19 protein-coding genes are annotated in these 21,991 nt (G+C 49.0%); 8 read left to right on the forward strand and 11 right to left on the reverse strand.

Going from position 1 to position 21,991, the window contains the following annotated elements; translation table 11 throughout:
- Window positions 1-10: 10 nt before the first annotated feature.
- The gene (locus tag Q1A54_RS05220; protein WP_299985615.1) at window positions 11-577 is read right to left on the reverse strand and encodes a hypothetical protein; all 567 of its coding nucleotides are present in this window, start codon (window positions 575-577) and stop codon (window positions 11-13) included.
- Window positions 578-874: 297 nt separating this feature from the next.
- On the opposite strand from Q1A54_RS05220, the gene Q1A54_RS05225 reads away from it, so the two are divergent.
- A complete protein-coding gene (locus tag Q1A54_RS05225; protein WP_196120527.1) occupies window positions 875-1,501 on the forward strand; it encodes a cytochrome c oxidase subunit 3 in 627 nt (208 codons plus the stop codon).
- Between the two features lie 5 nt (window positions 1,502-1,506).
- Here the strand turns inward: Q1A54_RS05225 and Q1A54_RS05230 are convergent, their stop codons facing one another.
- Window positions 1,507-3,639 (reverse strand): gliding motility-associated C-terminal domain-containing protein, encoded by a 2,133-nt coding sequence (locus Q1A54_RS05230; protein ID WP_299985618.1) that lies wholly within the window; start codon window positions 3,637-3,639, stop codon window positions 1,507-1,509.
- Between the two features lie 121 nt (window positions 3,640-3,760).
- Entirely contained in the window at window positions 3,761-5,950 is a 2,190-nt protein-coding gene (locus tag Q1A54_RS05235) for a gliding motility-associated C-terminal domain-containing protein (RefSeq protein WP_299985620.1), read from the reverse strand.
- 301 nt (window positions 5,951-6,251) lie between these two features.
- Between Q1A54_RS05235 and Q1A54_RS05240 the strand changes: the two genes are divergently transcribed.
- Window positions 6,252-6,719: a hypothetical protein gene (locus Q1A54_RS05240; protein ID WP_007652687.1), complete on the forward strand. Its 468-nt coding sequence runs from the start codon at window positions 6,252-6,254 to the stop codon at window positions 6,717-6,719.
- A 125-nt stretch (window positions 6,720-6,844) separates the two neighbouring features.
- Here Q1A54_RS05240 and Q1A54_RS05245 read toward each other — a convergent pair whose 3' ends face one another.
- From Q1A54_RS05245 to Q1A54_RS05255, 3 genes are all read right to left on the reverse strand, one after another.
- A complete protein-coding gene (locus Q1A54_RS05245; protein ID WP_076421667.1) occupies window positions 6,845-7,276 on the reverse strand; it encodes a DUF2147 domain-containing protein in 432 nt (143 codons plus the stop codon).
- A gap of 682 nt (window positions 7,277-7,958) precedes the next feature.
- On the reverse strand, window positions 7,959-8,333 hold the full coding sequence (locus Q1A54_RS05250) for a hypothetical protein (protein ID WP_299985624.1): 375 nt from the start codon (window positions 8,331-8,333) through the stop codon (window positions 7,959-7,961).
- Window positions 8,334-8,433: 100 nt separating this feature from the next.
- The gene (locus Q1A54_RS05255; protein WP_299985626.1) at window positions 8,434-9,057 is read right to left on the reverse strand and encodes a C40 family peptidase; all 624 of its coding nucleotides are present in this window, start codon (window positions 9,055-9,057) and stop codon (window positions 8,434-8,436) included.
- 264 nt (window positions 9,058-9,321) lie between these two features.
- On the opposite strand from Q1A54_RS05255, the gene Q1A54_RS05260 reads away from it, so the two are divergent.
- From Q1A54_RS05260 to Q1A54_RS05270, 3 genes are all read left to right on the forward strand, one after another.
- Window positions 9,322-9,735: a hypothetical protein gene (locus tag Q1A54_RS05260; protein ID WP_196120522.1), complete on the forward strand. Its 414-nt coding sequence runs from the start codon at window positions 9,322-9,324 to the stop codon at window positions 9,733-9,735.
- 102 nt (window positions 9,736-9,837) lie between these two features.
- On the forward strand, window positions 9,838-11,640 hold the full coding sequence (locus Q1A54_RS05265; RefSeq protein ID WP_299985628.1) for a PDZ domain-containing protein: 1,803 nt from the start codon (window positions 9,838-9,840) through the stop codon (window positions 11,638-11,640).
- A gap of 288 nt (window positions 11,641-11,928) precedes the next feature.
- On the forward strand, window positions 11,929-12,372 hold the full coding sequence (locus tag Q1A54_RS05270) for a hypothetical protein (RefSeq protein WP_299985630.1): 444 nt from the start codon (window positions 11,929-11,931) through the stop codon (window positions 12,370-12,372).
- Window positions 12,373-12,397: 25 nt separating this feature from the next.
- On the opposite strand, the gene Q1A54_RS05275 is transcribed toward Q1A54_RS05270, so the two are convergent.
- Window positions 12,398-13,822, reverse strand: a complete 1,425-nt coding sequence (locus Q1A54_RS05275) for a Glu/Leu/Phe/Val dehydrogenase (protein WP_299985632.1) — start codon at window positions 13,820-13,822, stop codon at window positions 12,398-12,400.
- A gap of 318 nt (window positions 13,823-14,140) precedes the next feature.
- Between Q1A54_RS05275 and Q1A54_RS05280 the strand changes: the two genes are divergently transcribed.
- Entirely contained in the window at window positions 14,141-14,632 is a 492-nt protein-coding gene (locus Q1A54_RS05280; RefSeq protein WP_299985633.1) for a hypothetical protein, read from the forward strand.
- Window positions 14,633-14,716: 84 nt separating this feature from the next.
- On the opposite strand, the gene Q1A54_RS05285 is transcribed toward Q1A54_RS05280, so the two are convergent.
- Window positions 14,717-15,316: an FKBP-type peptidyl-prolyl cis-trans isomerase gene (locus Q1A54_RS05285; protein WP_299985635.1), complete on the reverse strand. Its 600-nt coding sequence runs from the start codon at window positions 15,314-15,316 to the stop codon at window positions 14,717-14,719.
- Between the two features lie 139 nt (window positions 15,317-15,455).
- A complete protein-coding gene (locus Q1A54_RS05290) occupies window positions 15,456-15,587 on the reverse strand; it encodes a hypothetical protein (RefSeq protein ID WP_299985637.1) in 132 nt (43 codons plus the stop codon).
- Between the two features lie 470 nt (window positions 15,588-16,057).
- Here Q1A54_RS05290 and Q1A54_RS05295 point away from each other — a divergent pair, with 470 nt between their 5' ends.
- Complete coding sequence (locus tag Q1A54_RS05295; protein WP_299985639.1) at window positions 16,058-17,614, forward strand: FMN-binding glutamate synthase family protein; 1,557 nt, start codon at window positions 16,058-16,060, stop codon at window positions 17,612-17,614.
- 1 nt (window position 17,615) lies between these two features.
- Window positions 17,616-18,026: a nucleoside diphosphate kinase regulator gene (gene rnk / locus Q1A54_RS05300; protein ID WP_299985641.1), complete on the forward strand. Its 411-nt coding sequence runs from the start codon at window positions 17,616-17,618 to the stop codon at window positions 18,024-18,026.
- Between the two features lie 97 nt (window positions 18,027-18,123).
- Here the strand turns inward: rnk and Q1A54_RS05305 are convergent, their stop codons facing one another.
- Together Q1A54_RS05305 and Q1A54_RS05310 are read right to left on the reverse strand one after the other, a co-directional pair.
- Complete coding sequence (locus Q1A54_RS05305; RefSeq protein WP_299985643.1) at window positions 18,124-18,285, reverse strand: hypothetical protein; 162 nt, start codon at window positions 18,283-18,285, stop codon at window positions 18,124-18,126.
- 151 nt (window positions 18,286-18,436) lie between these two features.
- The gene (locus Q1A54_RS05310) at window positions 18,437-21,823 is read right to left on the reverse strand and encodes a methylmalonyl-CoA mutase family protein (protein ID WP_299985645.1); all 3,387 of its coding nucleotides are present in this window, start codon (window positions 21,821-21,823) and stop codon (window positions 18,437-18,439) included.
- Between the last annotated feature and the right edge of the window lie 168 nt (window positions 21,824-21,991).

Consider the following 21,991-nt stretch of genomic DNA (forward strand, 5'->3'; position numbering starts at 1 on the left):
CAATGTGTTTTTAGCGGTTCCTGATGTCGGCCCAGCGTGCACTGTGTATCGTGAACAACATGCGGCCCGTCAGCCTGGAGGTATAGCGTGCAGGCACCCGCAGGCGCAGGTCCTGCAGCATCAGCTCAAAGCTGGTACTGAAGGTGATCATGTTACGATCGGGTGTAAAGGTGACCGGTACGACTATTTCTTTGATGATACCTTGTATATTGATAAATACTCTACTGTTCAGTGTCTGTCGGTTACGGTTGCCGGCATTGATCTGCTCGATAGGTGCTTCTATTTCGATGTACAGATCCGGATAGCGGGATGCAAAAAAGATGTCCTGTACCATGGCTACCGGGCTGGAATCATTGGCCGGAAGCAGGTTCTCGATAGGTAAGAGGCACTCGAGTTTACGGGTATTCTGATCGTAGCGCACCAGCATTTTATTGGACTGATAATCGTAGGTATTCTGCTCTCCTTCCAGACTCACTTGCATGCTGTTATTGGCCGTATAAGGTATACGGTGCTGCTGCGCCCACGCTGATGCGGTAATAGATAAAATGCAAAGTACAGTCAGTAAAAATTTGGTCATAAAGGAGCTTGATATAGCATGTACTCCTGCTAACGCAAAACAGCCGAGAAAGGTAAAGCGCTAGTTAAGGTTTAGTGTAGGTATTTTTTCAAGAAAACAGGCTAAATATTTTCTTGCACTGGTCAAACTTACTTTAGATCGTGAATAACACCGTGAAATCTTATTTTTTGTGAAGCATTTTCAAAACTATAAACTCCTCTAGATGGTATATAGAAATAGACAAATTACCCTTCATCCAAATTGAAAAGAGGAGGCCCGCAGCCATAAGACGGGAATGCTCGGGGGATATGACTCGACATGAACCAGGATAGAAAGAATAAGGTAGACGCACGCCAGGGCTCAGCATTTGGCAAAATAGAGCATCTGCACCCGATACGGATGTTGCTATACCTGAGTATGGTTGGTATTGGCGTGCTGTTCTTTGTACTGGTTGTTGCCTTCGTCCGGACGGGTGGTTTCGGCAGTGAACAATTCTCTCTTCCTAAGTTTTTCAGTGTCAGCACGCTGCTTTTGCTTTTCAGCAGTTATACCATCAGCAAAGTTCCCCGCATTTATAAGAAGGACAAACTCCGGAAAATGACGCGTTACCTGGCCATTACCTTTTTGCTCGGAGTAGCCTTTATCGGAGCCCAGATACTGGGCTGGCGGGAGCTGACTGTCTCCGGGGCCTACTTTACCGGCAAAGCTTCGGGCAGTTACTTATACCTGATCACGGCACTGCACCTGCTGCACCTGCTGGGCGGTATGATCTTCCTGGCATTTCTGCTCATCAAGACTGCCCATATGGCGAGCGATGGCGTACGCAGCCTGATCTTCATCCGCGACCCGTACCGCCGACTACAGCTCTCGATGCTCAACACCTACTGGCACTTCCTGGGCGCGCTCTGGCTCACGCTATACCTTGTTATTCTCTTTATGACCTGATTGCACTAGCGCACCAGCGTCACCGAGCCTCTGAATTTATCCACCCCATAGTCGATCACATAGTAATATACCCCGTCGTTTACGTTCTTACCGTCCCATTTAAAGTTATGCGCCGTGCTGGCGAAAACCTCCTTACCCCAGCGGTTGTAGATGCGGATGTGCTGAAATGTGCTGGTGCACACGTCTGCCGGCATACCGGGTATTTCAAAAAAGTCGTTCAGACCATCGCCATTGGGTGTGAAAATATTGGGCGGTGAAAAGTTCTTATAATCCGAGGCACGCACTCTAAATTCCATTGTGATGGTCTGATCAGGGGAAGGTGCACAGGCATCTTCTTTGAGTTGGAAATTAACGCGCACAACGCCCTGCTCAAATACGCTACAGTTTGCCTGCCAGGTAAAGAGACCTTCTGACGTTCCAGCCCCGCTTGTCGAGGTAAAAGTCATGCCCATGTCTTCCAGTCGAAAGCCCTCCACTGAGGCTGTCATGCTCAGTTGGTGCAGGTCCAGGTCTATCCCCTGGAAGGAGGCCTCGAATTGCTCGTTCAGATCGACTTCGAATACCAACACCTCTTTATTTGTTGTGAATACTGGTGCCTGGTTAGGGTATACGGTTCGGATTTCAACCAATTCGGTACGGGACACAGGCTCACCACAGATCAGGGAGGTAGCCGTGAACTCTACCAGGTAAGAAGGTATAGCGAGTGCAGCACAGTCTATTTGCCAGGAGAATGGCGATGATACCTGCCCTGTACCGGAGCGATTTTCAAAAGCAATGGGCACAGACCGCAAATCAAAGTTCTTGCCTGTCGCTGCGATGCTGACCTCGTCGTTGTCAGGGTCAAAACCCAGCACATTAAAATCGATCAGATCACCCTCCATTACCTCAATAACCCTGTCTGGCCTGGAAAGACTGATGCTGGGAGGCTCGTTGGGTATAAGATCAATGATGAAACTGACCTCAAGGGTGTCCAGTCGTGGCAGACTGCAGGCATTGTCTTTTACAATCAGGTTGAGCTTATATATTTCTCCGGCGGTATCAAAACACTCGGTAAAGCAGAGGGTTGCCCGCAGCGAATCGGAAGTAACGGTGCTATTTACAACGCCAGAAGTGGGGCCGGAAAATGAATAAATGCTATTACTGAAATTGACAGCCTGGGCAAAGAGGGTGAGTGTAGAATTAGGGTCAGGATCGGTAAAGACCACATCGAGACAGCGGGCCTCGCCGGGCCTGATGCGCAAAATCTCGCCCTGCCTGTAATAGCTTTTTTGCGCTTTCGCTTTGGCTAGCACGACAGGTGATTCATTGCGGGGGCAGTCCTTCACGAGCAGTTGAAAGTCACGTCGCACTTCTCCTATCTTCACGCCGTTGCGGTACTCCTGTATGCGAACACTAAAGACGAACAAACCGACGTTACGCGGACGAACGGTGAGGCGGCCGGTCTGTGCATCAATTCTTAAAGGGGGTGAACCAAGGATCTGGTTGGCGCTGTCATATCCGGGTCGCCACATTACTTCCGGGTATGGCGCAGGACTCGGAATGGGCTTGGAGATACTTCCCCCACCGGTGAAACCATTCAAGGGTGTTACCAATTCATAGACCAGTGAATCACCGTCATCATCAATGCCCCCAAAATCATAGTAGAATAATTCGTTTGCGCAGGCATAGTCGCTTAATGGAGGAAATAGCCGGGGCGACGAGTTTACAAACGCTGTGTTATTGAGAGAAACAGCCGGGAATTCTAAGTAAAATGCTTGACCCGATCCTTCGGGGTTAATAATATTTGTGATGATGTTGTTGCGGCAGCAGCGCTCCCAGGTCATGTAATAGCCATCCGGACTATTGAAAGTGCTGGGAGAAAATACCAAGTCCTGGTAATAAACCAGGCGTCTGGTTCGGAGCTCGCCAATGGTACAGGAAACATCCGTGTAGTTGACGGGTGTTCCACCGCGCAAAGGCAAAATCACGTCACTTATGGGAGTATTGAGACGCTTGTCAAATATGCGAACGGATACACTTGCGTCCAGAGCCTCTGGATTCCCGTTTACGGCATCAAAATACAGAATCAGAGAAATACGGTAGGTATAGCCTTCCAGGTGTTGCATTTCTAACTCACCTCCAACAATGTGTGAAGCCATTGCCCGAACGTTCAACAGCAGCAAACAGCTTGCGAGTAGAAAACATCGCTTCATTGTTTCACAATTAAGAAATGGTGAATGAATGCGGCAGGCAAAGCTATACCTGTCCTATCATGCTGGGCTAGCGCACGAGTGTCACTGAGCCTCTGAATTTATCGGCACCATAGTCGATCACATAGTAATATACCCCGTCGTTTACGTCCTTACCGTCCCATTTGAAGTTGTGCGCCGTGCTGGCGAAAACTTCCTTGCCCCAGCGGTTGTAAATGCGTATGTGCTGAAATGCGCTCGTGCAGGCGTCAGCTGGCATACCGGGTATCTCAAAGAAGTCGTTCAGGCCATCATCGTTTGGCGTGAAGATGTTGGGCGGTGTGAAATCCCTGTAATCGGGCACTTTCACCTTAAACTCCATCGTAATCAGCTGCAGCGGGGACGGTGCGCAGGCATCTTCCTGCAGAATAAAATCAACCCGCAGAACGCCCTGCTGGAAAGCGTCGCAATTCGCTACCCAGTTAAACTTGCCCGTAGCTGCGCCTAGTCCGCCTGTCGACGTAAAGGTCATCCCCATCTTGTCCAGGTCAAAATTCTCCCCACGTGCCAGCATACTAAGCAGATGCCCATCCAGGTCAGTACCGTCAAAATTAGCCTCGAAGGGTTCATTCAGGTCTACCTCAAACACCAATACCTGTTTATCAGTCGTCAGTACCGGTGGCTGGTTCGGGTAGTCTGTTCGCACTTCAATGATTTCAGTTCTTGTCAGTTCTTCGCCGCACACCATGGAGGTCGCCGTAAATTCGATCTGATAAGTGTCCTGCCTGAGCGTTTCGCAGTCTATTTGCCAACTGAAGGGCGACTGCACCTGCCCAATGCCACTGCCACCCTGGAAATTGATTGGCAGTGAGTTCATATCAAAGTTCAGCCCCCTGGCTGAGATAGTGACTTCGTCGTTGTCGGCATCGAATCCGAGCACATTGAAATCAATCACATCGCCTTCCACCACAGTGAATAAGCGATCAGGTTTTGATAACTGAATAGAGGGCGGTTCGTTCGGTATAGGATCAATGACAAAGCTCACTTGCAATGTATCCTGCCTTGGCAGGCTGCAGCCATTGTCTTTCACAATCAGGTTGAGCTTAAAGACCTGTCCCTCCGTGTCAAAGCATTCATCAAAGCAAACAGTCGCATTGAGCGACTCCTGACCGCCCGGACCGTTCACAACACCACTAGTAGTACCTGAGAAGGTATACAGGTCGCTGCTGAAATTCACAGGACGCGCGTATAGTGTAATTCTGGAATTAGGATCCGGATCGGTAAATTCCACGTTAAGGCAGCGGGAATCTTCCGGGCTGATCCTGATCACATCTCCTCGCTTATAATTGGTGGTTTGGCCGTTTACCCTGGCCTGCACGGCAGGACTCTCGTTGCGGGGACAATCTTTCACGAGGAGCTGGAAGTCGCGTCGCACTTCACCTATCTTCACGCCATTGCGATACTCCTGCACACGCACCGCGAATACAAAGAGGCCAATACGGTCCGGGCGTACTGTCAATCTACCCGTTTGCTTTTCAATGATAATAGGAGGGGTGCCTTGTATCTGGTTTTCGCGGTTATAACCGGGCAGCCATTTGACCTCCGGATAGGGAGCAGGCCTGGCGATGGGAGCTGCATTGGTAGGGTCTGCAGTGGCGAAACCATTAAGTGGGGTAACCATGTCATACACCAGCGAGTCGCCGTCAGCATCTGTGCCGCTGAAGTCGTAGTAGAACAGCTCGTTTGCGCAGGCATAGTCGCTAAGCGGCGGAAACAGGCGGGGAGAAGAATTAACGAACTGAGAGCCATTTCTCGTAACAGGCGGAAACTCCATGTAGAACACCTGTCCGGCTGCATCCGGCATCACAATGTTATTGATCGTGCGGTTACGGCAGCAACGCTCCCAGGCCATATAGTAGCCCTGCGGGCTGTTAAACATATTAGGAGATAAGACCACATCCTGGGAATACACAATGCGCCGTGTACGCAGCTCTCCGATCGTGCAGGCTATATCGGTATAGTTCACATAGGTGTCGCTGCGCAGGGGCAGCTGCACATCCATCATAAAGCGGTTGTTCAGCTTGTCAAAAATCCGGATATTGGCTGATGCGTCCCGTGCGCCCTGTGTACCGTTCACATCGTCAAAGTAGAGGTTCATGGTGATGCGGTAGGTATAGCCTGAGCGATGCTCTATTTCCAGTTCGCCGCCTACTATGTGCGTGGCAACGGCCTGTAGACTTACCATCAAGAGGCACAGCAAAAGAAGTAAAGCGTGTTTCATGAATAGAGGCGTTTTGGGATTCCTGGTAAATTCCGGCAACACAGAACCAGTAGTGCGGTATAAGTTACATGAAATCCTGAAACTTCCCTATCTGGGCTGAGATTTTTATAGTAACTGCACCCAACATTCACATGCTTTTTGCGTTATAGGTCTTCTGGGAATCGGCTTAATATTGCAATTACGAGTCAGAATATTACTGTTTATACGTATTCAAAACAATCCATGTCAATCGGAGTTATATGCAGACATAGATATTTTGACACCCTCCAAAACTGATCGTTTACCGGATAATGTATATATCATGATGACGCTAACACAAGAACTTGAACTGAAGAAAAAACTGCTGCAGGAATCCACCAGGTTGTTAAACATGCAAATACAGGCAGCGAAAGAGGCTATGGACGAGGCACAGGAAAGTGCTAACGAGCACCATGGCGCTATTGAGGACAAATTTGAATCATTCAGGGAGGCCTGTCAGATACAGCGGGATATGTATGCCCGTCAACTTGACGAACTGATTACGACCATGGGAGTTCTTAAACGGGTGAATTCAACGAAAGAGAACAAGGAAGTATCATTTGGAGCGGTAGTGATGACGGAACTGCAGAACTACTTTATAGGCGTAAGCCTGGGAGAGATGAAAATAGACGGAGAGTCGTTTTACGCCATTTCGGGTATGTCACCACTTTATAAGGCGATGGCTGGTAAAACCAGCGGTGAAACGTTTGTTTTCCGTGACAAGACCTACAAAGTACTGCAGGTATTTTAAGCCTGTTAGGTATAATAGCAAACCTTTTGCGCTAAAAATAGTTTAATATAGCAGTAAAGGGTTGAAAACAGAAAAGGTTGGCTTTAGGGCCAACCTTTTTTGCATTATATGATCTGACTAAACGATTACTCTACACGGGTCCAGTTTTGTGTCCTGCCAATGAGTGAAATACCGATATAGCCTTTCACTTCCATTTTGTCTTTGCCCTTCATCTTCATGTAGCAAGAGTACGTTTTACCGCTCTCCGGGTCATAGATTGTGCCGTCATCCCATTTGTTATCGCCATCATACTTGAAGTCTTTCATGAACACCATGCCTTGCAGTGGGCGGTTGCGCATTTTTTTGTCCGGATTGTTATCATCCAGTTTCGGCTTGCCATTTCTAAGTGGCTCTTTCAGTTGCACGATCTTACCATACAGTTTATCGCCTGACTGGTAAATCTCAAAGCGAGCTTTGCCTTCTTCATTGGTCCAGATGCCAACAGGAGAAAGTTTCTGTGCCCACGCTACAGTGGAAAAGAGCATAAGGGCTACAAGGGTTAGCAGGTGTTTTTTCATGATTTGGGTTTTGTTTGATAAGATTAGTAACGAAATATAGACAAAATAATTCATTTTTCAACTAAAAGGCGATACCGGTCGATTTTTTTACCTAAGGCAGCGTAGCTTTCGTTTATGTGAAGGTAAAGTGATAGCAAGTGTTAAATATTCCTATACTTGGTCGCGGCCTGTTCTTTTTTTGCACCGAGTTCATTCTGAGCTACTTAAAAATATAGTATGCAACTAACAGGCCAGTGTGCATGCGCCGGAAAGAAAATGTTATAAAATAAGTGCTGAACCTTGTGAACTTATCAGCGTTATTTTAACTTTATACTATCAGTTAAGCGGCGAGTGCTGCGGCCCTGCGTATGACTGCCACGAGCAGCGGCGCATGGTTTATGTCGGACTAAAGAGAAAGGAGGTGCTATGTCTAATCCATCAGTCGTCTTAGTAAGCCTTGGTAATAGTGTTCACCTTAACGGTGAGCTGGCTTAGTAAGCAGTGAGTATCTACTGCTTGCGCAGTAAATATTACCTTTGGTCTTGAGTGATGGTGCTGCTGCAAAACAGGGCGCCGCTTGTTAAGATTTGAAGGATTCTTAAAGCGCTTGGTGTAACTTGACGGGCTACATCAGGCGCTTTTTCTTTTTCTATACCTAGGTATGCCTGTGAGTAGGAAACCAAAACCTATAGCTTATCTTCCCCTACAGATCGTCCTTGTAAATCGTGTTGTCGCGCAGCCGACGTTCCCTTAAAAATGAAGCTACATAAGACAGTACCGCTAAAAAACAGCTGATGCCCATTAGCAGGATCAGCACGTGCTTGCTGTCCCACACGAAGTTGTCTGGGTCGATGCGGAGAATGAGCAGAAAGCCTGCCAGCAAGGTAAGGGCAGAAACGGTGTGAAATACAAAGCGGTTGTGGCGCTTCAGGTGGTAGGTGGTAGCCAGCAGCAGGATGCCAAACATCGGAGCTGCGAGAGCCACTATCGGCCGTGAAGCAGATAGAAAATAAACGGCTAGTCCGGCCAGGATTAGTACGGTAGCGTTGATGGAGTTGGCTATGTAGGGATGCACCATATTCATTTCTTTTAGATGAAATTTGCCCGGCCAGCTAATGCCAGTCGGGCTATATAGTGTATCTTACGTAATTACAGGTAATTTATGTTTGACCTATACCTTATAGCACACGCCTGATACCCAAAAAGCGTCTGTCATAACCAGTACCTTCTACCTGGCTGATCTTTACGCCGCCATTAGAGGAAGAGTGCACAAAACTGATTGTATCGCCGGGCTCAGAAATTACTATGCCAACGTGACCAGGTTCGCGTACCTGCGGGTTTGTACCCGTAAATACTACCAAATCACCCGGGCGGGCCTCGTCACGCGTTACAGGTATACCATCCTCTGACTGTGTAGTAGAAGAGCGTGTCACCGGCACTCCGAATTCCTGGTATACATGCGAAGTAAAACCAGAGCAGTCAAAGCCATTGTTGCTTGTACCGCCGTACACATAAGGCGTTCCCATCAAAGTCAGAGCATAAGCAATCAGGGAGTCCGTGACAATTGTGCCACTGGCATCTACCCAGTTCAGTCCAGCGTCATCCGTATCGGACTCAGCCATTGCATCCCGATTTTCTGAGTTAGCTCGCTGAGCTGCAGGTTCTGTTTTATCTGTTTTCAGGCTGGCAAAGCGCACTAAAGTCGTTTCCTGTGCAGGAGAAGCCGCCTGATCGGTACCCGCTGATAACAATATCATCAGCAGTACGACAGGGGCAAGCATTAAGGCAATCATCTTTTTCATAGCGATAGGGTTTAGGTTTAGTAACAATAACTATGGAAATATCGTGCCAGTCTGTCTGCTATCAGTCAGTGAATTCAGAAAACCCCTGATTTGCTATACCCAGAAAACTTAACCTTGACATTTTTAACAGGCTTTTCAGGGCCATTCGTCAGAGTATTATGTCTGTTCATATAAATTATCAGCACAATGAAATTAATATGGTATAATAGTGTTATATTTTAGTATAAAATTTATAATTTTGCAAATGATTTAAAACTTGATAGGATGGAATTGTTTAAGTCGGACACCTGTGCAGTAGACTATGTGGCAGATCGGTTGATGGTACAGTACAACCGGACAATGCAGGCAGATGAGTTCAGAGAAGGGTTGCTGGAGGCCTTTCGATTTGCCATGAAGCATCATGTGAAGCAGTGGCTGTTCGATCTGCGCAATATCGGTAAGCTCAGTGAGGAGGAGGAAACCTGGCTACAGGTGCAGCTCTTTCCCCAGATCATGATGCACCTGGGTACGGGGAATCATGTAGCGCTGGTAGTGGACGAAAATTGCTACCATGACATGATCAAAGAATCTGGCCTGCTGGGGCTGAAAAGCTATAATTCCTTTATCATCATAAACACCTTTTGTGACATGCAGGATGCGATCAACTGGCTGGATCACCGCCAGTCAGAGTGCGCATGAGCACCAGGATTACGCTGTACCTGAACCTTGCGGATTTTGAAAAGCAGGCTTTTTATCGTAAAATGCCGGAAAGCTTTTAAATCATCAACCCATCTATTCCGCATGTTTCATCCTAAACAACCTATTCTTTACCTTTTCTTATCCTTCTGTTTCTTTTTCCTGACCACCCTGTCGACATTAGCTGCTGACCTGCGCTATACCTTGTCGATGTCTGAGCCGCATACCCACTATTTTGAGGTAGAGGTGGAACTGAGCGGTGCCCGGCAAAATTACATTGACTATAAAATGCCCGTATGGGCTCCCGGCTCATACCTGGTGCGCGAGTTCGCCAAAAATGTGGAAGGCTTTCATGCCACTGACAAATCAGGCAAAGCGCTGCGCCACGAGAAGGTGGACAAGAACACCTGGCGTGTATACAGCAACAAGGCTGAGGCCGTGCGAGTGCGCTACAAGGTATACGCCTACGAGATGAGCGTGCGCACCAGCTTCCTGGACGCTTCGCATGGCTATGTGAACGGTACAAGTATATTTATGTATCCGGAGGGCTATCAAAAGCAGCAGGGCACATTGGTGGTACAGCCTTTCAAGGACTGGAAGACGGTGTCTACCGGACTAAAAAGTACAGGCAACTTTACTTATACCTTCCTTGACTACGACATCCTGGCCGACTCTCCGCTGGAAATTGGCAACCACGAAGTGCTCCGATTCGAAGCAGGTGGCGTACCGCACGAAGTAGCCATGTACGGAGAGGGCAACTACCAGCCAGAGCGCCTGTTGGCTGACATGAAAAAGGTAGTGGGAGAATGCATCAGTCTGATGGGCGAGCTGCCTGTTGACCGCTATGTGTTCATTGTGCACAACCTGAACCGCGGTGGCGGCGGACTGGAGCACCTGAACTCGACTACCTTGCAGACAAGCCGCTGGAATTATGGCACCGAGCAGGGCTATACCGGTTTTATGGCGCTGGTAGCGCATGAGTACTTCCACCTTTGGAACGTGAAGCGCCTGCGTCCGGCCCCACTTGGTCCCTTTGATTATGACAAGGAAAACTATACCCGCCTGCTGTGGGTATCGGAGGGCATCACGAGCTATTACGATGACCTGATCACCCAGCGAGCCGGTCTGATGCGCACAGAGCGCTACTTGGATGTAGTGGCAGGCAGCATCAACTCAGTGGAGAATACGCCAGGCAACCAGGTACAGACGGTAGCTGAGTCCAGCTTCGATGCCTGGATCAAGTACTATCGTCGCAACGAGAACACAAACAATGCCGAAGTGTCCTATTATACCAAAGGCGGCGTACTCGGGCACCTGCTGAACATGGAGATCATGAAAAACACCAAAGGCGACAAAAGCCTGGATGATGTGATGCGCTACATGTATGACCGCTACTACAAGAAGCTGAACCGTGGCTTTACGGAGCAGGAGTTCAAGGAGGCGCTGGAGCGTTTCGCCGGTCGCAAGCTGGACGATTTCTTCCGGAGCTATGTGCACGGTACAGAGACGCCGGACTACAACCGCTATTTCGAAGCCGCCGGGCTAAGGCTCGTTAACCAGAACGAGGGCGTGCTAAACCTGAACTGGGGAGCCGGCACGGCAGTGGAGAATGGCCGCACCATCGTAAAAACAGTAGCCCGTGGCAGCAGCACCTGGGAGGGAGGCCTGAACGTGAATGACGAGCTCATTGCCATTGACGGCTACAGAGTCGAAAGCGACATTTCTCCCCTGATCAGCGGGCGCACGATCGGTGACAAAGTATCGGTAACCGTTGTGCGCGACGGTAAGCTGCTGGAGTTGCTGATTCCGATTGTGGCAGATAAGAGCGTACGCTACCGCTTTGAAAGGGTAGAAAAACCAACCACAGTGCAACAGAAGATCTATACGAAATGGCTGAAGCTGCAATAGCGACCGTTTAAATAAAGTAAAAGGCCGGCTCTTTCATCAAGAGCCGGCCTTTTACTTTGCTTACGGGGCAGCTTGTATAGTTAATCTAATCGCCTGCATACTAAAATTGTGATAAATTTACAATAATTTGATCTTAAGTAATAGGCTCCTAGTATTGGACTGTTTTCTGTTCAGAAGTCTGGTATTCAATTGGATTGGTTTTTTAACTTTTGCCAGCCAGTGTTTGCGCAAAAATAAAATTTATACTATATTTCGAATATAAACACCAGAAACCAAGCGGTTTGCCATATGGTCATCAGTGATTCGTCCTATGCTCTTGTTACCTATCTGAAGGAAGCAGGTGTGCTATCCATTAGCTGGAAATTGAAGCCAGATACAGATCAGTTCAGAAACTTATACTGGCAGGTGCTGCAGTTTGTGAAAACCAGCCCTAAGATCTGCTATTACAGTACTGACATATCACGCATTGGGCCTTTTGATGCCGAGCAGGAGGTCTGGCTAAGCCGTGAGTATTACCCACAGGTATCGGATATTATCAGGGAGGACATCTACGCGGCAGTTATCTTTTCAGAAGGCCACTTTAAGGCACTTGTTAACAACTACATTGCCTCCCAGTTGTTACCGGTGCATGACTTTATTCACTTCAATTATTTCACTGACAAGGCTGAGGCAATGGACTGGCTGCTGTACATGCAAAAAGGTCAGGACCTTGCCATGGTAGCAAAATCCTGACCCTTCCTGCTGGTTTACTTAGCCATCAAGGGAAAATGCCAAGCGCTTCATAACTTACCCCGATCTTTTCGATGGCAGTCAGGAAAGCAGCTGCGCGCATATCATGTATGTCCTTTTTGTTCATGACGCCCCTGATCTCGTGATAAGCGTTGATCATGGTGTCCTCCAGACCGGAGCGCACCAGGCTGATCTCGTCAGAGCCCTGTATAAGCATAGTACGCTCATGGGTGGTCAGGCTTTTACCGGAAGCGCTCTCAATCGCATTGACGAGGCGTCTATGGCTGGCTTCCTCGGCACGCTTGCCCATACGTCCGAAACGTACATTTGACAGGTTTTTGAGCCACTCAAAGTAGGATACGGTCACACCGCCTGCGTTTATGTAGAGGTCAGGTATAATGATGATCCCTTTCTCGAGCAAAATCTTTTCAGCATCACGGGTGACAGGGCCATTGGCACCTTCCGCAACTATTTTCGCTTTAATGCGGGCTGCGTTGCCGGCATGTATCTGGTTTTCCAGAGCGGCCGGGATCAGAATGTCGCACTCTTCTTCCAGCAGTTCCACTGAGTTCTCAAAGTTCTTGCACTGCCCGAAATCCAGGATAGAACCTGTTTCACTGCGATGCTTGAAAGCCTCTGCCACATCTATACCATTGGAGTTGTAAATACCGCCTTCGCGCTCCGCTATACCTATGATGATGGCGCCGTCCTGCTGACAGAAGTGAGCGGCGTTATAGCCTACATTGCCCAGACCCTGCACAATAACACGCTTGCCCTCCATGGTATTGCCTTCTATACCTGCCTTTTTCATGTACTCTGTGTCACTCAGAGCTTCGCGTATGCCATAGAATACCCCCAGACCGGTAGCTTCTGCACGGCCACGGATACCGCCCTGGCCTACAGGCTTACCAGTTACACAACCCAGCGCATTGGTTTCGCCATACTTGAGTGCCTGATACGTGTCTGCAATCCAGGCCATTTCGCGGCTGCCTGTGCCGTAGTCTGGAGCCGGTACGTCCATACCTGGCCCAATCAGGTTTTTCTTGATAAGTTCAGCTGCGTAACGGCGCGTTACTTTTTCGAGTGTTTTGACAGAACTGGTGCGTGGGTTGATCTTTACGCCACCCTTGGCACCCCCAAAAGGCACATCCACCACCGCGCATTTAAACGTCATCAGCGTTGCAAGTGCCTTCACCTCATCCTCGTCTACCTGCATGCTAAATCGGATACCCCCTTTGGACGGAAGTTTGTGGTGGCTATGCTGCACTCTGATGCCTTCGATCACTTCTACACGGCCATCGATCTCAACCGGAAAAGACACTTTATATACACTGTTGCAGGTCTTGATCTGTGCCAGAATACCAGGGTCAAGCTTTGAATAACTGGCAGCGTGATCGAAAAACTGGTGCACGCTTTCCAGAAATTTTTTGCCTTCATTTTGGGTGTTTGCCATAGGAGTATATCTTTTTTGGTGAATGCATTAAATGAGTTTAGAACGTCTGCCGGGGTAAATTGTTTGCTTAAGGGCTTTTGTTTCGGAAACTGACATAAGTTAAAGAAAAAATATTTAGCAGCTTAGAAACTTGTCAGTAAGCCAGTTAAGTTTGTTAACTATATGAAACCAATAAAATATTTAATTATTTCTTGTTATTAATATATAAATATTACATCTTTGTTTATGCAGAATCCAAGTCGCTCTTCTTTAGCTGACTATGTTTAGTTTAAATATCTTCTACCTGATGGCCATAAGCCGCATAAACTGATACGTACCATGTACACAGACAATTTGATGGGTGCCCATGCTTTTGGCAGACATTTTTCGGTAAGGGATCAGCATCGCAGTGTGCTGCAGGAGCAGTTGAGGCTGAAGTACGTGCATGAGGAGGAAACGCTTTATATTAAGTGGGACGGGGAGGTTAGCTCCAACGAACTGCGACAGGGTTATGCGCACATCATGGACATGGTGTTTATGTATAAGCCGCAGAAATGGATACTGAACCTGCAGAGTAGACTTGCCATTGAAAAAGAAGACCAGCAGTGGGTGTTCAAGTATGTTTTCCCGGAAGTGCTGCGTGCTGTAAACAAGAATGTGTTTGTGGCGGTTGTTATGCCTGTATTCGCTTACAATAGTTTGGTAAATGAAATAGACGGGGATGAACTAATGCATGGAGATAACTTCATGATCATCCACCATTTCCTGTACCAGGAAGAAAGTCGCCGCTGGCTGCATGAGATGGCCGAAACTGACCTGAAGATGGCCTAGGTATAGCGTCCTCCGAATAAAAAGAGGTCCGGCTGGTGTGATTATCACCTGGCCGGACCTCTTTATTTATTATGCTGGTATAAATTAGTGAACTGAGATCAGCTCCACATCAAAAATCAGTGTAGTGTTTGGTCCGATCACGTCGCCGGCGCCCTGTGAGCCATAAGCCAGGTTAGATGGAATGAACAGTCTCCATTTAGCACCTTCCTTCATCAACTGAAGGGCTTCTGTCCAGCCGGCAATTACACCGTTAACAGGGAACGTGGCTGGCTGACCGCGCTCGTAGCTTGAGTCGAACACTGTACCGTCGATCAGAGTGCCGTGGTAGTGAGTCGTTACTTTGTCAGAGGCTGCCGGCGACTTGCCTGTGCCTTCCTGAAGCACCTGGTACTGCAGACCGCTCGGCAGTGTTTTTACACCCTCCTTGTATTTATTTTCCGCTAAAAAAGCTTCACCAGCTTTCTGGTTTTCACCGCCTTGGGCGCCTTGCTTTTCTTGCATCTCCTGCTGTAGCGCCATCATGGCCATCTGGATATCCTGCTGGGAAAGAGAGGAAGGCTCACCGGCGATCACCTCTTTCAGGCCTTTTACAAAAGCATCCGCTTCAATTTCGATACCCTGCTTTTTGAGGTTGGCTGCCATGTCGCGGCCGATGATGTAGCTTATTTTTTCCTTTTGTGTCATGTATAAAGGTATAGATGATAGGATTGATTTTCGGTGATAAAGGTACGGCTAAAGGGGGGATTAACCTAAAAGGAATGCATTCAGGAGAGAAAGCAGGCGTCAGGCCTGCTTTCTCGTTACCTAAACAACAGTCGAAAGCTTAGAGATATAAGTGAATGTCTTCTTCGTGAAGGTCCATTTGGAGTTGCCCGGGTGACATCCAGCCTTTCATAAGGTAGCCAAATGTGGTGCCGATGAGCAGGAGAGAGGAGATTGTCGTAAAGCGCATCATGATATATAGCCTGAAGAGTTAAACTTGAATTTTTTAACGCTATATAGTGATTTAGGTTGTGCATCTTTCACCCTCATTCACTGTATTTTAGTACAAAAGCATGAAGTAAGCATATACCCCTTCTTAATGGCGCTTAAAAAAAACAGCCTGCCACTTATTAGCGTATGATTTTTAGGTTTTCTTCTTTTCTTTCAATTAACTTTGCACTGTCAACCGAAAAGACATGAGGCCAACCGGCAAATATCCTTCTTTCTGGCTCACCATACCTGGTTCAGGTCTGGTAGCAGCTTCTCATCATGTGGTAATGTGTGATGAACTGAATGGCTATTGCCTTAACTTTTTTTCCTCTCCCAAGGCCTTTAACAAGTAAGCCGGAGCTTACGCTCTGGCGCCCCGCAACATAACTGGCAATTACAGATTTCTGGTTAAGCAATTTTCTTTCACTTATTCATTTTCTAAGATTTTACGACATGGCAAGTAAGGTCAGTGTGAGGCAATCCCTGGGATACGCCTTTATAGCAGCTTATCTGTTTACCCTGTTTTTATCGATTTTTGAGCGGCCATACCTGTGGCTTCTCTTAGTCATTGTGCCTTTGCACCTGCTATACCTGCGCAACGTTCGGCAGGGCAGGCACTCCATTCTGCGCAACTACCCGCTGGTAGGCTATCTGCGCTATTTCTTCGAGAGCATCCGACCGGAACTCCGGCAGTATTTCTTTGAGTCCGACCTGGACGGCAAGCCATTCAGCCGACGCCAGCGCTCCATCGTGTACCAGCGCGCGAAGAACGTGCGCGAGACGGTGCCGTTCGGTATGCAGGCCAACAGCCAGGAGCCGGGCTTCGAGTGGATTGCCCATACCATGTTCCCGGTGCACGTACAGGCCAAGGACCTGCGCGTGACAGTAGGAGGCAGCCGCTGTAAACAGCCCTATAGCGCCAGCATTTACAATATCTCAGCCATGAGCTATGGCTCTCTGAGTAAAACAGCTGTGACTGCTCTGAGTGCGGGTGCCAAACTGGGCGGCTTTGCGCACAATACCGGTGAGGGTGGTGTGAGTCCCTTCCACATAGAAGGTGGCGGCGACCTGATCTGGCAGATCGGTACGGGCTACTTTGGCTGCCGCGACAAAGACGGTAACTTCTCTGAAAAGCTATTCAAAGAGCAGGTAGCGCATCCGCACATCAAGATGGTGGAGATCAAGCTGTCGCAGGGAGCCAAGCCAGGGCACGGTGGTATACTGCCAGCTGCCAAGAATACGCCGGAGATCGCGGCTATACGCAAGGTGGAGCCCTATACCACAGTAGCTTCACCACCGGCACACTCTGCATTCAGTGACCAGTTTACCATGCTGCTGTACATAGACAAATTGCGCGTGCTTTCAGACGGCAAGCCGATCGGTATCAAGTTGTGCATTGGTAACAAGCAGGAGTTTGAGCGCCTCTGCCAGGAAATGAAGCACAACCGCATCTACCCGGACTTCATTACGATAGACGGGGCTGAGGGTGGTACAGGTGCCGCACCACTTGAGTTTACCGATAGCCTGGGTATGCCGCTTTATGACGCCTTGGCTTACGTGCAGCACATGCTGGAACTCTACGGGCTGCGTGACGAGATCAAGCTGATAGCGGCGGGTAAGATCATCACCGGGGTAGACATCATCAAGGCCATTTCACTGGGTGCTGACATATGCTACAGTGCAAGGGGTATGATGTTCGCGCTGGGCTGTATACAGGCTCTGCAGTGTGACTCCGGTCGCTGCCCAGTAGGTATAGCCACACAGGATAAGAACCTGTATAAGGGACTGGACGTAGCAGATAAGCGGGTGCGTGTGGCCAACTTCCATGGCAATACCATCAAGTCAACCATCGAAGTGATGGAGGCCTGCGGCTTTGCATCCCTGCAGGATATCACGCCGGATAAAATATTCAGGCGTGTGGAACAGGGGCAGACGAAGAGTTTCAAGGACATTTATTTTCCGAAAAAGCCTTCCCCCAGTTCTATCAGCAAAAATTACGTGCTTAATTGATATGGAAAACTTAATCTATCTGACCGAGCAGGACTACAAGCGCCTAGTTGATCTGGTGCAGCAGCAAAGACAGGGTGCAGGCATGCAGCCAAACATTGCTAAACTCGGTGAAGAACTGAAGCGGGCCAAGCGGGTTGCTTCGGAGGAGATTCCAGCAGAAGTCGTGACGATGAATTCAAGTGTTTTATTAAGGGACTTGAAGAGCGGCAAAGAAATGGAGATCACGCTGGTGTACCCGAAGGATGCCGATGTGAACACCCGTAAAATTTCCATTCTCGCTCCGGTGGGTACAGCCATTATTGGCTGCAAAGAAGGGGACGAGATAGAGTGGCCTGTGCCATCAGGCACAATCAATTATAAAATTGAAAAGGTGACCTTTCAACCGGAAGCTTCCGGTAACTTCTCGCTTTAATATAAGATTAAGTTAAAAAAGCCAGTTCGCAACCTGCTAAGGTATAGCGAACTGGCTTTTTGCTTTCTTTAAAATAGGTGCCTATACCTGTACTCGATCAGGCATAGTCGCTGATGTTTTCTTCCCAAAGGTCAAAGTCTATATCTTCTTCCTCGATTCTGGTGCTCAGGTATACGTAAGCTGCCAGGCCCAGGAACAAAAGTGCCGAGCCAACCAGCACGAACGGGAAATCCTCAGTGTCTTTATTTTTGGTTTTCATGGTGCGATTTATTTATGTTGCTTTATACCTCTCAAAGCTGCAATATGTTGTCAAGGCGCTGAGTGCTAGCAGATACAAAAAAGAAGGCCGGACATTTGCCCGGCCTTTGCTTTTAATAACGCCGGTTGCTTCCGGCATATTTTACGAAAACTTACATATTTCTGCGGTACTGTCCGCCTACCTCAAACAGGGCATTGGTGATCTGACCCAGTGAGCAGTATTTCACGGTTTCCATCATCTCTTCGAAGATGTTACCGTTGTTGATCGCCACCTGCTGGATGCGTTTCAGCATCTCTTCTGACTTATCAGCATTACGTTGGTGCAGCCCCTGCAGCATGGAGATCTGGTACTGCTTTTCGTCTTCCGTCGCACGAATTACTTCAGTAGGAAGCACCGTAGGAGAGCCTGTAGATGACAGGAAAGTGTTCACCCCGATGATTGGGTACTCTCCTGTATGCTTCAGCGTTTCGTAGTACAGACTTTCTTCCTGTATCTTGCCGCGTTGGTACATGGTTTCCATGGCACCCAGCACACCGCCACGTTCTGTGATGCGGTCGAACTCCGTCAGTACAGCCTCTTCCACCAGATCGGTTAATTCTTCGATGATGAAGGAGCCCTGTAGCGGGTTCTCGTTTTTGGCAAGCCCCAGTTCACGGTTGATGATCAACTGGATCGCCATGGCACGACGCACAGATGCTTCCGTTGGTGTCGTGATCGCCTCGTCGTAAGCGTTCGTGTGCAGTGAGTTGCAGTTGTCGTAGATCGCGTACAGCGCCTGAAGCGTCGTACGGATGTCGTTGAAGTCGATCTCCTGCGCGTGCAGCGAACGGCCGGACGTTTGGATGTGGTACTTCAGCATCTGCGAGCGAGCATCAGCGCCATACTTGTGCTTCATCGCCTTAGCCCAGATTCTTCTTGCTACGCGGCCAATCACAGCGTACTCCGGATCGATGCCATTGGAGAAGAAGAAGCTTAGGTTTGGCGCAAACTTATTAATGTCCATGCCGCGGCTCACATAGTACTCCACAAAAGTAAAGCCGTTGGCCAGCGTAAAGGCCAACTGCGAGATCGGGTTGGCGCCCGCTTCGGCAATGTGGTAGCCGGAGATAGACACCGAGTAGAAGTTGCGTACGTTCTTGTCGATGAAGTAGGCCTGCACGTCACCCATCAAACGCAGCGAGAATTCTGTGGAGAAGATGCAGGTGTTTTGCGCCTGGTCTTCTTTCAGGATATCGGCTTGTACCGTACCGCGAACTGCTGCAAGCGTACGGGTTTTGATCGGCTCGTATACTTCTGCTGGCAGCACCTGGTCGCCTGTTACTCCAAGTAGCATTAAGCCCAGACCATCGTTGCCTTTTGGCAGTTCGCCCTGGTAGCGCGGACGCTCTACGCCTTTGTCTTTGTAAATGGCGTCAATCTTCTGGTTGATTTCTTCTTCCAGCCCGTTCTCTTTGATGTATAGTTCGCATTGCTGATCAATAGCGGCATTCATAAAGAAGCCGGTAAGAATGGCAGCAGGACCATTTATGGTCATGGAAACCGATGTCATTGGATCGGCCAGGTTAAAGCCGGAGTACAGCTTTTTGGCATCATCCAGGCAGCAAATGCTCACACCGGAGTTACCGATCTTACCATAGATGTCCGGACGGAAATCCGGGTCTTCTCCGTAAAGGGTTACCGAGTCGAAGGCCGTTGAAAGGCGCTTGGCTGGCATACCTAAGCTCACGTAATGGAAGCGACGATTCGTACGTTCTGGTCCGCCTTCGCCGGCAAACATACGGGTTGGGTCTTCGCCTTCGCGCTTGAACGGGAACACACCCGCGGTGTATGGGAATTCACCTGGCACGTTCTCCTGCAGGTTCCACTTCAGCAAATCACCCCAGGCCTCGTAGCGCGGTGTAGACACCTTTGGAATCTGCAAGTGAGAAAGCGACTCAGTATGCGTCTTGATTTTCAGTTCTTTATCGCGCACCTTGAACACATAGAACTCGTTCTTGTAGGCCTGTACTTTCTCTTTCCAGTTCTCGAGTATCTTCTTGTTCTGTCCGTCCAGACTCAATTCCACCTCGGCATAAGCCTGCTCAAGTTGCTTGATCAGACGGTCTTTGTCTTCCACCTCAATCCCTTGCACCGCCTCAATCGACTTCTTGATGCCATAGAGTTTCTGGGCAACCTCCGCCTGGTCCTTGGTCCACTTGTCGTAGTTGCGGATGGTTTCGGAGATCTCGGAAAGGTAGCGGGTACGGGCAGGAGGGATGATGAACACCTTCTCCGACATTTCCTTCGAAGTCTGCAGGTCGGAGTCGAATTCCACACCAGTTTTCTCCGACAGCTTGGCCATTACGGCACGGTACAACTGGTTCATGCCCGGGTCATTGAACTGCGAAGCGATAGTGCCGAACACCGGAATCTCGTCGTCGTTCACGTCCCACAGCTGGTGGTTGCGCTTGTATTGTTTTTTTACATCACGCAGGGCGTCGAGGGCACCGCGCTTGTCAAATTTGTTCAGGGCAATCACATCAGCAAAATCGAGCATGTCGATCTTCTCGAGCTGCGTGGCGGCACCGTACTCAGGCGTCATCACATACAAACTCATATCAGAATGCTCGATGATCTCAGTATCGGATTGGCCTATACCGGAGGTCTCCAGGATGATCATATCGAAATCGGCCGCCTTCACGATATCCACCGCGTCCTGCACATACTTGCTCAGGGCAAGGTTGCTCTGGCGGGTTGCCAGGGAGCGCATGTATACCCGCTCGTTCGAGATCGAGTTCATACGGATACGGTCACCGAGCAGGGCCCCACCCGTTTTGCGCTTCGATGGGTCTACCGAAATGATAGCGATCTTCTTCTCAGGGAAGTCGAGCAGGAAGCGGCGCACAAGTTCGTCTACCAACGATGATTTACCGGCACCACCCGTACCGGTTATACCCAGTACCGGTGTTTTTACTTCTTTGGCTTGCTCTCTTACTTCATTTAGAATGCTGCGGGCCTCTTCCGGGTAGTTCTCAGCCGCCGAGATCAGGCGGGCAATGGCTTTCGGGTCTTTGTCACGCAGGTGCTTGGCTTCGCCGTTCAGGTCTTTGCCAGTCGGGAAGTCGCATTTCTCCAGCATGTCATTGATCATGCCCTGCAGACCCATGGCGCGTCCGTCGTCAGGAGAGTAGATGCGAGCAACGCCGTACTCGTGCAGCTCTTCAATTTCAGTTGGGAGGATTACACCGCCACCACCGCCGAAGATGCGGATATGGCCGCAGCCACGCTCGTTGAGCAGGTCGTACATGTATTTGAAATACTCCAGGTGACCGCCCTGGTAGGAGGTAATGGCGATGGCTTGTGCGTCTTCCTGTACAGCACAGTCCACAATCTCTTGTACAGAGCGGTTGTGGCCCAGGTGGATCACCTCGGCGCCAGAAGCCTGGATGATGCGGCGCATGATGTTGATCGAAGCGTCGTGCCCGTCAAACAAGGAGGCAGCCGTCACGATCCGGATGTGGTTCACCGGCTTATATGGTTCTACTTTAGTAAGTTGCATAATTTACTAACAAGGATTTTTTTCAAATTTGATGCGAATATAGTCATTTTTACGCAGGATTGACAGGCAGGGCCTGATTCAGAAAAGCCAGGAAACAGCACAGCCATCGCCAAAGCCGTACTGTGGTATACGGTATGGACAGCCTTAAAAGTAAGAAAGGACTAAGGA

It is taken from the genome of uncultured Pontibacter sp. (assembly GCF_947502515.1).
In the GTDB taxonomy this organism is placed as follows: domain Bacteria; phylum Bacteroidota; class Bacteroidia; order Cytophagales; family Hymenobacteraceae; genus Pontibacter.

What these genes read in the sequence shown, in the direction of transcription:
- Q1A54_RS05220 (WP_299985615.1), bottom strand. Translation starts at nt 577, where the DNA reads ATGACCAAATTTTTACTGACTGTACTTTGCATTTTATCTATTACCGCA.
- Q1A54_RS05270 (WP_299985630.1), top strand. Translation starts at nt 11,929, where the DNA reads ATGGTCATCAGTGATTCGTCCTATGCTCTTGTTACCTATCTGAAGGAA.
- rnk (WP_299985641.1), top strand. Translation starts at nt 17,616, where the DNA reads ATGGAAAACTTAATCTATCTGACCGAGCAGGACTACAAGCGCCTAGTT.
- Q1A54_RS05245 (WP_076421667.1), bottom strand. Translation starts at nt 7,276, where the DNA reads ATGAAAAAACACCTGCTAACCCTTGTAGCCCTTATGCTCTTTTCCACT.
- Q1A54_RS05260 (WP_196120522.1), top strand. Translation starts at nt 9,322, where the DNA reads ATGGAATTGTTTAAGTCGGACACCTGTGCAGTAGACTATGTGGCAGAT.
- Q1A54_RS05290 (WP_299985637.1), bottom strand. Translation starts at nt 15,587, where the DNA reads ATGATGCGCTTTACGACAATCTCCTCTCTCCTGCTCATCGGCACCACA.
- Q1A54_RS05240 (WP_007652687.1), top strand. Translation starts at nt 6,252, where the DNA reads ATGATGACGCTAACACAAGAACTTGAACTGAAGAAAAAACTGCTGCAG.
- Q1A54_RS05255 (WP_299985626.1), bottom strand. Translation starts at nt 9,057, where the DNA reads ATGAAAAAGATGATTGCCTTAATGCTTGCCCCTGTCGTACTGCTGATG.
- Q1A54_RS05225 (WP_196120527.1), top strand. Translation starts at nt 875, where the DNA reads ATGAACCAGGATAGAAAGAATAAGGTAGACGCACGCCAGGGCTCAGCA.
- Q1A54_RS05250 (WP_299985624.1), bottom strand. Translation starts at nt 8,333, where the DNA reads ATGGTGCATCCCTACATAGCCAACTCCATCAACGCTACCGTACTAATC.
- Q1A54_RS05305 (WP_299985643.1), bottom strand. Translation starts at nt 18,285, where the DNA reads ATGAAAACCAAAAATAAAGACACTGAGGATTTCCCGTTCGTGCTGGTT.
- Q1A54_RS05295 (WP_299985639.1), top strand. Translation starts at nt 16,058, where the DNA reads ATGGCAAGTAAGGTCAGTGTGAGGCAATCCCTGGGATACGCCTTTATA.
- Q1A54_RS05275 (WP_299985632.1), bottom strand. Translation starts at nt 13,822, where the DNA reads ATGGCAAACACCCAAAATGAAGGCAAAAAATTTCTGGAAAGCGTGCAC.
- Q1A54_RS05310 (WP_299985645.1), bottom strand. Translation starts at nt 21,823, where the DNA reads ATGCAACTTACTAAAGTAGAACCATATAAGCCGGTGAACCACATCCGG.
- Q1A54_RS05285 (WP_299985635.1), bottom strand. Translation starts at nt 15,316, where the DNA reads ATGACACAAAAGGAAAAAATAAGCTACATCATCGGCCGCGACATGGCA.
- Q1A54_RS05280 (WP_299985633.1), top strand. Translation starts at nt 14,141, where the DNA reads ATGTACACAGACAATTTGATGGGTGCCCATGCTTTTGGCAGACATTTT.
- Q1A54_RS05265 (WP_299985628.1), top strand. Translation starts at nt 9,838, where the DNA reads ATGTTTCATCCTAAACAACCTATTCTTTACCTTTTCTTATCCTTCTGT.
- Q1A54_RS05235 (WP_299985620.1), bottom strand. Translation starts at nt 5,950, where the DNA reads ATGAAACACGCTTTACTTCTTTTGCTGTGCCTCTTGATGGTAAGTCTA.
- Q1A54_RS05230 (WP_299985618.1), bottom strand. Translation starts at nt 3,639, where the DNA reads ATGGCTTCACACATTGTTGGAGGTGAGTTAGAAATGCAACACCTGGAA.